The 11,961-nt window shown below is 39.0% G+C and carries 10 protein-coding genes; 7 read left to right on the forward strand and 3 right to left on the reverse strand.

Going from position 1 to position 11,961, the window contains the following annotated elements; genetic code table 11:
- Positions 1-49: 49 nt before the first annotated feature.
- Positions 50-550, reverse strand: coding sequence for a transcription/translation regulatory transformer protein RfaH (rfaH, locus tag ABN236_RS16735; protein WP_088493900.1), 501 nt, complete (start codon positions 548-550; stop codon positions 50-52).
- A 288-nt stretch (positions 551-838) separates the two neighbouring features.
- Between rfaH and pepE the strand changes: the two genes are divergently transcribed.
- The 3 genes from pepE (at position 839) to fre (ending at position 3,871) form a co-directional block, all read left to right on the forward strand.
- The gene (pepE, locus tag ABN236_RS16740) at positions 839-1,564 is read left to right on the forward strand and encodes a dipeptidase PepE (RefSeq protein ID WP_023583493.1); all 726 of its coding nucleotides are present in this window, start codon (positions 839-841) and stop codon (positions 1,562-1,564) included.
- A 120-nt stretch (positions 1,565-1,684) separates the two neighbouring features.
- Positions 1,685-3,154, forward strand: coding sequence for a 4-hydroxy-3-polyprenylbenzoate decarboxylase (gene ubiD / locus ABN236_RS16745; protein ID WP_088493899.1), 1,470 nt, complete (start codon positions 1,685-1,687; stop codon positions 3,152-3,154).
- A 15-nt stretch (positions 3,155-3,169) separates the two neighbouring features.
- Positions 3,170-3,871 carry an NAD(P)H-flavin reductase gene (gene fre, locus ABN236_RS16750; RefSeq protein WP_088493898.1) on the forward strand — a complete coding sequence of 234 codons (702 nt, stop codon included), beginning with the start codon at positions 3,170-3,172 and terminating at the stop codon, positions 3,869-3,871.
- 151 nt (positions 3,872-4,022) lie between these two features.
- Here fre and fadA read toward each other — a convergent pair whose 3' ends face one another.
- The gene (gene fadA / locus ABN236_RS16755) at positions 4,023-5,186 is read right to left on the reverse strand and encodes an acetyl-CoA C-acyltransferase FadA (RefSeq protein ID WP_088493897.1); all 1,164 of its coding nucleotides are present in this window, start codon (positions 5,184-5,186) and stop codon (positions 4,023-4,025) included.
- A gap of 11 nt (positions 5,187-5,197) precedes the next feature.
- Positions 5,198-7,378 carry a fatty acid oxidation complex subunit alpha FadB gene (fadB, locus tag ABN236_RS16760; RefSeq protein ID WP_349474444.1) on the reverse strand — a complete coding sequence of 727 codons (2,181 nt, stop codon included), beginning with the start codon at positions 7,376-7,378 and terminating at the stop codon, positions 5,198-5,200.
- 267 nt (positions 7,379-7,645) lie between these two features.
- On the opposite strand from fadB, the gene pepQ reads away from it, so the two are divergent.
- From pepQ to hemG, 4 genes are read left to right on the forward strand one after another with little or no spacing between them, the layout of a single operon-like run.
- Entirely contained in the window at positions 7,646-8,980 is a 1,335-nt protein-coding gene (gene pepQ, locus ABN236_RS16765; protein WP_088493895.1) for a Xaa-Pro dipeptidase, read from the forward strand.
- Positions 8,980-9,600, forward strand: coding sequence for an IMPACT family protein (locus ABN236_RS16770; RefSeq protein ID WP_194951719.1), 621 nt, complete (start codon positions 8,980-8,982; stop codon positions 9,598-9,600). Before pepQ ends, ABN236_RS16770 begins: the two co-directional genes overlap by 1 nt.
- Before the next feature lie 25 nt (positions 9,601-9,625).
- Complete coding sequence (gene trkH, locus ABN236_RS16775; protein WP_036914641.1) at positions 9,626-11,077, forward strand: Trk system potassium transporter TrkH; 1,452 nt, start codon at positions 9,626-9,628, stop codon at positions 11,075-11,077.
- Between the two features lie 20 nt (positions 11,078-11,097).
- Positions 11,098-11,628, forward strand: a complete 531-nt coding sequence (gene hemG / locus ABN236_RS16780) for a menaquinone-dependent protoporphyrinogen IX dehydrogenase (protein ID WP_088493893.1) — start codon at positions 11,098-11,100, stop codon at positions 11,626-11,628.
- Positions 11,629-11,961 lie beyond the last annotated feature (333 nt).

An 11,961-nucleotide genomic window follows, 5' to 3' on the forward strand; every position in this document is an offset into this window, starting at 1 on the left:
TTTCTAAAATAATATGATATTAGCCCAGCAATTGCTGGGTTAACTTTTTCTAGAGTGACTCTTTTTTAAACTCTTTATTTCCTACTGATTTTTTCACTTCACTATTTAATATATTCAAAAGCAAAATTGAACGGGTCTCTCCATCAGGCTCTTGATATATGGCTTTGATCCCTTGAAAAATACCCTCTGTAATTAACACACTGTCGCCACTATGAGGCACATTTTCTTCACTATAAGTTAGCGAAGAAAGCTGCGGTATTTGCAGTGTGTCAATTACATCTTGAGGAACGGTGACAGGATATTGCCCAAAGCGAACAAACGAATTTACGCCACGGGTTGAGTTAATGGTCGTGGTATGGATCACTTCAGGATCAAACTCAATGAAAAGGTAATTAGGGAAAAGCGGTTCTGTTACGGTAGTGCGCTTTCCTCTTAATACTTTCTCTATGGTTACCATAGGTGTAAAACAGCCCACTTGCTGACGTTCTAAGTGTTCGATAGCACGAGGAATTTGCCCTCGTTTACAATACAGCAAGTGCCAATTTTTCATAATAGAGACAATAAGTTAGTTAAATTTAATTTAAGCGATGATAGCAAATTTATAATTAAGGTAACAGTATCTATCAGGGATTAAATAAAAAATAGAGTAACGTGGTTTTATACTGAAAAAAGAACAAAAAAGCCGTGTTTATACGCAATAAAAAGGCTTGTTTTTGTGACTTTCAGTTGGATCTCGGATAGAGGTAACAAGTTGACAAAAAAGTGATGGTAAAAACAAGAAAAAGCTTTCAAGATAATTATCTTAGAATTTTGTTCATAATTATAAAGAGGTTCTGTAATGGAAGTTTTTTTATTAAGTAACGGAAAAATTGCCGGGGATCCACGTTGGTTAAGTTATGCAAAAGATAATATCGATAGCATGATTAAAAAACGCGGTATTCGTTCTGCTGTATTAATTGCTTATGCCGTTATTCGTTCCGATCATGATCAACGTGCTCGTGATTTATCAGAAGTGTTAGGTATTGAAGTTACTTGTATTGAACATTTTGATTCAGAAGTTGATGCAATCAACAATGCAGAATGTATTTTAGTCAGTGGTGGTAATACTTGGTTATTAAACCAAATGCTGCATGAAAAAGGATTGGTTGTTCCTATTCAACGTGCAGTACGTGAGCGCAATATTCCTTATATTGGTTGGAGTGCAGGTTGTAACGTTGCAACACCAACAATTCGTACCACTAATGATATGCCAGTACGCTCTTCTGTTATTATGCCTTCATTAGGTTTATTCCCTGTTCAAATTAACCCACATTACATTGATGCTTCTATCAGTGGTCATATGGGTGAAACTCGCGATGAGCGTATTGCAGAGTTTTGTGCGATTAACCCTGAAGAAATTGTTGTGGCTATCCGTGAAGGTAGTTACTTATATATTCAAGGCGAAGAATTACATTATTACAGCGCTAAAAATGAAGGTTTTAAAATCTTCCAACATGGAAAAACATTCCCTGAACAGTTTGATACTAAATTACTTTCAGAGTGGGTTCCATTCCGCTGTTTATAAGCATAGTGAACGCTACTAAATAAAAAGCATTGCATTTTAGTGAGTTATGCGTTTAGCTTATAGCGTCTCAAAGAGGGCATTGGCCCTCTTTTCTTTCACTCACTGGCTCGTAAGATTATGATGAAATACCGCGATTTAAGAGATTTTCTTTCATTATTAGAAGAAAAAGGTGAATTAAAACGTATCACCTATGAAATAGATCCCTACCTTGAAATGACCGAAATAGCGGACAGAACTTTACGTGCCGGTGGGCCAGCGCTGTTGTTTGAAAACCCTAAAGGGTTTGATATGCCAGTGCTTTGTAACTTATTTGGTACACCAGAGCGTGTAGCAATGGGAATGGGGCAAGATGATGTTAAAGCCCTACACGAAGTTGGAAAATTATTAGCATTTCTAAAAGAGCCTGATCCTCCGAAAGGTTTTCGTGATCTCTTTGATAAGTTACCTAAATTTAAGCAAGTTTTAAATATGCCAACAAAACGCTTGAGTAAAGCCCCTTGTCAGGAGGTGGTTTTAACCGGTGACGATGTTGATTTAACAAAGATCCCTGTTATGCATTGTTGGCCTGAAGATGCGGCACCTTTGATTACTTGGGGATTAACGGTGACTCGTGGTCCATTGAAAGAGCGTCAAAACCTAGGTATTTATCGCCAGCAAGTGCTGGGTAAAAATAAAGTGATTATGCGCTGGTTATCGCATCGTGGTGGTGCTTTAGATTTTCAAGAGTGGTGTCAAAAACATCCCGGCGAACGCTTTCCAGTTTCCGTCGCATTAGGGGCAGATCCTGCCACTATTTTAGGTGCAGTAACACCTGTACCAGATACCTTATCTGAATATGCATTCGCGGGTTTACTGCGTGGTAATAAATCAGAAGTTGTGAAATGTCTTTCAAATGATCTTGAAGTACCTGCAAGTGCTGAAATTATTCTTGAAGGTTACATTGAACCCGGAGAATTAGCCCCAGAAGGACCATATGGTGACCATACAGGATATTATAATGAGATTGACTCTTTCCCTGTGTTTACCATTACGCATTTAACGCGCCGTAAAGATGCAATTTATCATTCAACATATACGGGACGTCCGCCTGATGAACCCGCAGTATTAGGCGTTGCGTTAAATGAAGTACTTGTTCCAATTTTACAAAAACAGTTTCCTGAAATTGTAGATTTTTATCTACCTCCTGAAGGATGTTCTTACCGTTTAGCGGTTGTGACAATGAAGAAGCAGTATGCAGGTCATGCTAAACGCGTAATGATGGGAGTTTGGTCTTACTTACGGCAATTTATGTACACCAAATTTGTGATTGTTTGCGATGATGATGTCAATGCAAGAGATTGGAAAGATGTGATTTGGGCAATCACGACCAGAATGGACCCTGCGAGAGATACCATTATGATGGAAAATACGCCTATTGATTATCTCGACTTCGCTTCACCTGTTTCTGGATTAGGATCAAAAATGGGTCTTGATGCAACTAACAAATGGCCGGGTGAAACAGATAGAGAGTGGGGTAGACCTATTGTGATGTCTGATGAAGTTAAGCAACGAGTCGATACTATTTGGGAACAGCTCGATATTCTTAAATAATAACAGAGGAACAACATGGCAATACTGAATTGTAAAGTCTCACTTGTTGAGCCGATGACAGATACGGTTTATCGGGTAAGGCTATTACCTGATGGCGAATTTGATTTTCAGGCTGGGCAATATCTTTTAGCGGTTATGGATGAACGTGATAAACGTCCTTTTTCTATTGCATCTATACCTGAAAACAAAGACTTTATTGAACTTCATATTGGTGCGTCTGAACTCAATCTTTATGCGATGGCAGTGCTTGATGTGATATTAGAAAAACAGCAGCTTACCATTGATATCCCTCATGGGAATGCGTGGTTTAAAAAAGGGAGTCAACGCCCTCTATTATTAATTGCTGGCGGTACAGGATTTTCTTATACCCACTCAATTTTATTGGCTGCATTAGCTGAAAATCCACAGCGACCTATTACGATTTATTGGGGCGGAAGAGAAAGCGTTCATCTTTATGATCTCAATGAATTACAAGAATTATCAGAATTACATCCGTCTTTGTCTGTGGTTCCTGTGGTTGAGCAACCAGATGAAGCATGGCGAGGCAGAAAAGGTACGGTATTAACGGCAATAAGCGAAGATTTTGGTGATTTATCAGAATATGATATTTACATCGCAGGACGTTTTGAAATGGCAAAAATAGCCAGAGATCGTTTTTGTAATGAGCGTAATGCAGATAAAACACGCCTATTTAGCGATGCTTTTGAATTTATCTGATAAAACGAGAGTACCCTCTGCTATTTGTGATTATTTTCGTTTTTAAAACCATAAAAAAACCCGCCCCTGACGGCGGGAAAATGGTTTCTAACCATGCAATCGAAAAGAATACTTTCCTAACGATAAGAACGTGAATATACAGAATACTGTGTTAAACACGTTCTATAATCGTTGCAATACCTTGCCCTAATCCAATACACATTGTGGCTAAGCCAAATTGTGCATCTTTACGCTCCATAATATTTAATAATGAAGTGGTTATTCGAGAGCCTGAACAACCTAAAGGATGTCCTAAGGCTATCGCTCCGCCATTTAAATTAATTTTGTCATCGATACTATCGAGCAAATTCATTTTCTTCATGCAAGCTAATGACTGTGCAGCAAAAGCTTCATTTAGCTCAAAAATATCAATATCGCTCAATGTTAACCCTGCTTTTTTCAACGCAATTTCTGTCGCAGGAACAGGGCCATAACCCATAATTGCGGGATCACATCCTGTCACAGACATTGCACGAATAACGGCGCGAGGTTTTAAGTTGTGCTCTTTAGCGTAACGTTCACTGGTGATAAACATCGCGGATGCGCCATCAGAAACTGCAGATGAATTACCTGCTGTTACCGAGCCTGTGGCGGGATCAAATACAGGTTTAAGTTGCGCTAATTCCTCAAGACTTGGGTTATAACGAATAACTTCATCATTTTTTACATTGATAAAATTACCCGTTGCATCATGGCCATTGATAGCCACTATCTCATTATCAAAATAACCTTGCTGTGTGGCTATCGCCGCTAAATGATGCGAGCGATAAGCAAATTTATCTTGCTCTTCGCGTGAAATTTGGAATGATTTTGCTAGCATTTCTGCTGTTAATCCCATTGAAAATGAGGCCTTAGCAACAGAAAGATTAAGTGATGGATTAAAATCCGCATTATAAGTCATTGGCACATGACCCATATGCTCAACACCACCGATTAATGCTACTTGGCTATCACCCAACATAATTTGGCGTGCACCATCATGTAATGCTTGCATTGATGAGCCACATAACCGGTTAACTGTAACTGCAGGAACCTTGTGTGGAAGTTCAGCCAATAACGCCGCATTACGAGCAATATTAAAACCTTGCTCTAAAGTTTGTTGTACGCAACCCCAAATTACATCGCCAATATCATTAGGATTAATATTAGGATTACGTTTTAGTAGTGCTTGCATCAGGTGAGCAGAGAGATTTTCCGCTCTGACATGGCGAAATGCACCACCTTTTGAGCGTCCCATTGGAGTACGAATACCATCAATTATGACAACCTTTTCCATTTCATATCTCCTTAAGCGAGTTCTCTGATGTTAACATCTACTTTTGCGGGTTTTGGATAATAGGTTTCATTGCGCTGTGCTTTTTGTTTTAAGCTTTCAGGGATTTGATAAAGCGGCCCTAATGATGCGTATTGCTGTGCATCTGCAACAAATTGCGCTAATCCGATAGTATCAAGATAACGGAATACACCACCGCGGAAAGGAGGGAAGCCTAAACCATAAACTAATGCAATATCAGCTTCTGCTGGTGAAGCAATAATACCTTCATCTAAGCAACGGATAACTTCATTGATCATTGGGATCATCATACGAGCGATAATTGCATCTTGGCTAAACTCTTGCGTTTTGCCTGCATTTTGTTGAATAAGCGTTTGAATTTGACCATCAACTGATTTCTGTTTTTTACCTCGTTTATCAACAGAGTAATTATAGAAACCATGATTATTTTTCTGGCCATATCGCTGTTGCTCATATAAAAGAGCAATCGCATCTCGCTCAACTGTCCCCATTCTGTCAGGGAAACCTTGAGCCATTACTGCTTGAGCGTGATTTGCTGTATCAATACCAACAACATCAAGTAGGTATGCAGGTCCCATAGGCCAACCAAATACCTTTTCCATCACTTTATCAACGGCAATAAAATCAGCACCATCTCTTAATAATAGAGAGAATCCTGCAAAATAAGGAAATAGGACTCGGTTTACAAAGAAGCCGGGGCAATCATTAACAATAATCGGTGTTTTTCCCATTTTACTGGCGTAACTGACTATACGGTTAATGGTTTCTTCACTGGTTTTTTCGCCTTTAATGATTTCGACCAGTGGCATTCGATGAACTGGGTTAAAGAAGTGCATCCCACAGAAATTCTCAGGGCGTTTTAAGGATTTTGCGAGTAATGAAATAGGAATAGTTGAAGTATTGGAAGCAAGGATCGCGTTATCAGCTAATAGTGCTTCTGTTTCTGCAAGCACAGTTGCCTTTACTTTTGGATTTTCAACAACTGCTTCGACAACAACATCCGCATCGCTGACAGAGGCATAATTTAGTGTTGGTTGAATAGAGGCGAGAGTTTTCGCCATATCTACGGCACTCATTCGACCTTTTTCTTGGCGTTTTTGCAATAGGCTTAACGCTTCATTCATACCCAGCTCAAGGGATTTTTGGTTAATATCCTTCATTACAACAGGAATGCCTTTTAGGGCAGATTGATAGGATATTCCACCTCCCATGATCCCTGCACCTAATACGGCAGCCTGTTTAGGTAATTCGGCATGACGTTTTTTCGTGATATTTTTCACGTACTGATCATTAAGGAAAATACCGACTAAGGCTTTTGCAACATCAGTGCGTGTGAGCTTAACAAAGTTTTCAGTTTCGAGAGCTAGTGCTTCGTCTCTATTTAGAAAAGCTGCTTTTTCAATAGTTTTTACTGCGGTGATGGGCGCTGGATAATGAGGACCTGCTACTTTCATCACCATACCTTTTGCGACACTAAAAGACATTTTATGTTCAAGCTCTGTCAGTCTTAATGGTGCTGTTTTTGGATGACGTGCCGCTTTCCAATCAATTTTGCCTTCAATTGCTTGTTCGATTAACGAAATAGCACTCTCTTTTAAATTTTCTAGAGGAACAATTGCTTGGATTAATCCATTTTGAAGGGCTGTTTGAGCATCAACATCTTTACCCGCAGTAATAATTTCTAATGCGTTATCGACGCCAATTAAACGAGGAAGACGTACAGAACCACCAAAGCCAGGCATGATCCCAAGTTTCGTTTCTGGTAAACCGATACGCAAATCAGGAGAAGCAATACGAAAATCAGTAGCAAGTACGCACTCGCAGCCACCGCCAAGTGCATAGCCATTAATTGCGGAAACGGTAGGAACAGGTAAGTCTTCAAGTCGACTAAAAATCTGATTAGAGAAATGTAGCCACTGAGATAATTCTTCTTCAGGGGCATCAAAAAGGGATAAAAACTCAGTAATATCAGCACCGACAATAAACGCCGGTTTTTCTGAACGCAAGATAACGCCTTTTAGGTTCGGTGTTGCTTCTAATACCGTTAAAGCTTCACTTAGCATTGCAACCGTTTTGGTATCTAATTTATTAATAGAACCTTTGGCGTTGAAAATGAGTTCAACAATACCTTGTTTCACCCAATCGGCTTGAATATTTTCGCTTTGATAGAGCATTTGTATTCTCCCTAAATATATAGACTGGTATGACCAGATATTAAGAGTGTGAATACTATGTTAAATAAATGCAAATATTTGATTAAAAAACTGCAAGGGTGATCACAGTGAAATTATTCAACTTATTGAATTCTATGTTGTTGCTCAGTTTGCTAAAAAGAGGAGCGATAAATCGGCAATAATCTATTTTTGTTATGGGGTTAGCCACTAAAAGAGTTGGCGTGTTAAGCTGAATCATTAACAATGAATAAGATAAGGTAATTAATAATGGAAAAATTGCTCTCTCTGTACCAAGAACATATCAAAACTCTACAAAATCGTACTCGTGATGCTTTATCCAGACACCATCTTGATTCTGTATTAATTCATTCTGGTGAACCTATTCGAGTTTTCCTTGATGACAGTGATTATCCTTTTAAAGTGAATGCTCATTTTAAAGCATGGGTGCCTGTGACAGATGTACCACATTGCTGGCTATTAGCGGATGGTGTTAATAAACCTAAATTATGGTTCTATTCCCCAGTTGACTATTGGCACAGTGTTGAAGCTTTACCAAGTAGCTATTGGACGCATGAAATTGAATTAATTCATCTTAAAAATGTTGATGATATTCAAAAAGAGCTCGCACCTTATATTAATAAAAATACTGCTTATATTGGTCCAAATACACAGCGAGCAGAATCACTAGGTGTGAGTATTGATAATATCAACAATCAATCTCTTCTTAATTATTATCATTACTATCGTGCTTACAAAACTGGTTATGAATTAGCCTGTATGCGTGAAGCACAAAAAATGGCTGTTAACGGACACATTGCTGCTCGTGAAGCATTCCAAGCTGGATTAAGTGAGTTTGATATTAATATGGCGTATTTAATGGCAACAGGTCATCGTGATACCGATGTACCTTATGGCAATATTGTCGCCTTAAATGAACACGCCGCTGTTTTGCATTACACAAAGCTAGATCATGAATCCCCAGATGAATATCGTAGTTTCCTTATTGATGCAGGTGCAGAGTATAATGGTTACGCAGCCGATATCACTCGTACTTATAGCGCAAAAGAAAACCATGAATTTACTTCGTTAGTTAAAGATATGAATGATGCGCAACAAGCGCTGATTGCAACGATGAAAGCAGGTGTGCGTTATACTGAATACCATGTTCAAATGCATCAACGTATTGCTGGATTACTTAATAAGTACGGCATTGTTAAAGGTGTTAGTGAAGAAGAGATGGTGAGCGCTGGATTAACTACACCATTTTTACCTCATGGTTTAGGGCACGCTTTAGGTCTGCAAGTTCATGATGCGGCTGGTTTTATGCAAGATGATAAAGGTACCCATTTAGCGGCTCCTGCAATGTATCCATTCTTACGTTGCACACGTATTGTTGAACCGGGCATGGTATTAACAATTGAACCTGGATTTTACTTTATCGACTCTCTGCTAGAGCCTTGGAAAGAAGGGAAATACAGTACTCATTTCAATTGGAAGCTGATTGAACATTTCAAACCATTTGGTGGTATTCGTATTGAAGATAATATTATTATCCACGATAACAAAATTGAAAATATGACCAGAGACTTACACTTAGCCTGATGAAAGCATATTTGATCCCCGCTGAAACCGTAGAATTCAGTGAAGAAATAAAGAAGAGTCGTTTTATTACATTTATTGCTCACACTGAAGGTATTGATGCAGCAAAAGCTTATATTCAGTCTATCAAAGAGCAATTTCCTGATGCCCGACACCACTGTTGGGCTTTTGTTGCAGGAAGACCCGATGACTCACAACAGTTAGGTTTTTCTGATGATGGTGAGCCAACAGGTACTGCGGGAAAACCTATTCTTGCACCTCTTTTAGGGAGTGGAATGGGCGAAGTTACCGCGGTGGTTGTTCGGTATTTCGGTGGGATCAAATTAGGAACCGGTGGATTAGTTAGGGCTTATGGTAGTGGCGTTCAACAAGCATTAAAGCTTTTGCCAACAAAAACAAAAGTGCCACAATTGCGTTTTAGTGTAGCGTGTGAATATTCACTTGTTTCATTACTTGAACAAGTCGTTGAACAATATCATGGGCAAGTACTTTCAAGTGAATATACTGATAAAGTGACTTTTATACTTTCATTGCCAGCCGTAGATAGCGGTGAAGTCGAAGTTAAACTTCGTGATATAAGTCGTGGCAGTATGCAATTAATCCCGTTAGATAAAAATGAATAATCTTTGCTACCAAGGAAATCGCTAAATGCATTTTCGTTCAATAACCCGTATTGTCGGACTGCTTGTCATCTTATTTTCTGTCACGATGATCATTCCCGGTATTGTCGCATTAATATATCGAGATGGAGCAGGGCGTGCATTTAGCCAAACATTTATTGTTGCATTGATCATTGGGTTAATGCTGTGGATACCCAATCGACATAAAAAAAGTGAGCTTAAGCCTAAAGAAGGCTTTCTTATTGTTGTCTTATTTTGGACGGTACTGGGTAGTGTAGGGGCATTGCCGTTTATTTTTTCTGAACAACCTCACCTTTCTATTACTGATGCCTTTTTTGAATCTTTCTCTGGACTGACTACGACTGGAGCCACAACGCTTGTGGGGCTAGATTCATTACCTAAAGCTATTTTGTTTTATCGTCAAATGCTCCAATGGTTAGGCGGGATGGGGATCATTGTATTAGCTGTCGCGATTCTTCCACTTTTAGGTGTTGGGGGAATGCAGTTATATCGTGCAGAAATGCCGGGGCCATTGAAAGATAATAAAATGCGTCCCCGAATTGCAGAAACAGCGAAAGCACTTTGGCTTATCTATGTCTTATTAACCATCATTTGTGCCCTAGCATTATGGATTGCAGGCATGGATGTGTTTGATGCTATTTCTCATAGCTTTTCAACGATTGCAATTGGTGGGTTTTCTACTCACGATGCCAGTATCGGTTATTTTAACAGCCCAACCATTAACATCATTATTGGTGTATTCCTTTTGATCTCTGGTTGTAACTTTGGTTTACACTTTGCTGTATTAACGGGAAGAAGCTTAAATATCTATTGGCGTGATCCTGAATTTCGTATGTTTATCTCAATTCAATTAGGATTAGTCATTATCTGTAGCGGTATTCTGTGGCTTTATTCTGTATATGACACAGGATGGATAACTATAAATCAGGCTTTTTTCCAAGTTGTCTCTATGGCGACAACGGCAGGTTTTGCCACGGATAGCTTTGCGCAATGGCCTGCATTTTTACCTCTTCTATTATTATGCTCGGCATTTATTGGTGGCTGTGCGGGTTCAACAGGTGGGGGATTAAAAGTCATTCGTATTTTGCTTTTATTCCTACAAGGGAATCGTGAATTAAAACGTCTTGTTCACCCCAATGCTGTTTATACCATCAAACTTGGTCATCGAGCATTACCTGAACGCATTATTGAAGCAGTGTGGGGATTCTTCTCTGCTTATGCGTTGGTATTTATTATTAGCTTAATGTTGTTGATAGCGACAGGCGTTGATGAATTTTCTGCATTTTCTGCTATTGCAACCACATTAAATAATCTTGGTCCTGGATTAGGTATTGTCGCTGACAACTTTACGACAATGAATCCAGCTGCAAAATGGATACTTGTCGTGACAATGCTATTTGGACGACTCGAAGTTTTCACACTCTTGGTTTTATTTACCCCAACGTTTTGGCGTGATTAACCTAATACAAGGAGTAATGTATGAGCGCACTATTGCTGTATTGTAGTACTGATGGTCAAACTAAAAAGATAATGACGCAAATTGCGAATGAATTAAGACAACATGGTCATGATTGTGATGTGAGAGATTTAACCTCTGTTCAGCAGAGTTTAAATTTGTCTTCTTATAGTAAAGTCTTAGTCGGTGCTTCTATCCGCTATGGTTATTTTAATAAAGCTCTCGATAAATTTATTACTCGCCATCTTACACAGTTAAATAATATGCCATCCGCATTCTTTGGCGTTAATCTTACGGCAAGAAAAGCTGAGAAGAATACACCAGAGACTAATTCCTATATACGCAAGTTCCTAGAGAAGACACCTTGGAAGCCAACTTTAACTGGTGTATTTGCTGGTGCTCTTTATTATCCTCGTTATAAATGGATTGATAGAGTCATGATCCAGTTAATTATGAAGATGACTAAAGGCGAAACTGATCCAACAAAAGAAATTGAATATACGGATTGGAATAAAGTAAGCGAATTTGCGACGTATTTTGCCAAAATTGAGTGATATTTAATCTTTGTTGTGGGGTTTTTATACGTCTTGTTGGAGTTTTGAACGAACAGAAAATTATTTAAAAAAAACACTTGCGCTAATCCGGGAACTCCCTATAATGCGCATCCACTGACCGACGATGAGCTGACAACAGCCGCGAAGGACAGCGAAGAGAAAAGAAAAAAGTTTGAAAAAACTCTTGACTCTTCAGGGGAATAACGTAATATACGCCTCCTCTGCAACAACGCAGAAGACCGGAAACGGCAGCGACTGTTGCACTGCTCTTTAACAAATTATCAGACAATCTGTGTGGGCACTCGCAGAGACGATATCTTCTAAAATATTAGA

This window comes from Proteus sp. fly-1013, from assembly GCF_040140245.1.
GTDB classification, from domain to species: domain Bacteria; phylum Pseudomonadota; class Gammaproteobacteria; order Enterobacterales; family Enterobacteriaceae; genus Proteus; species Proteus mirabilis_B.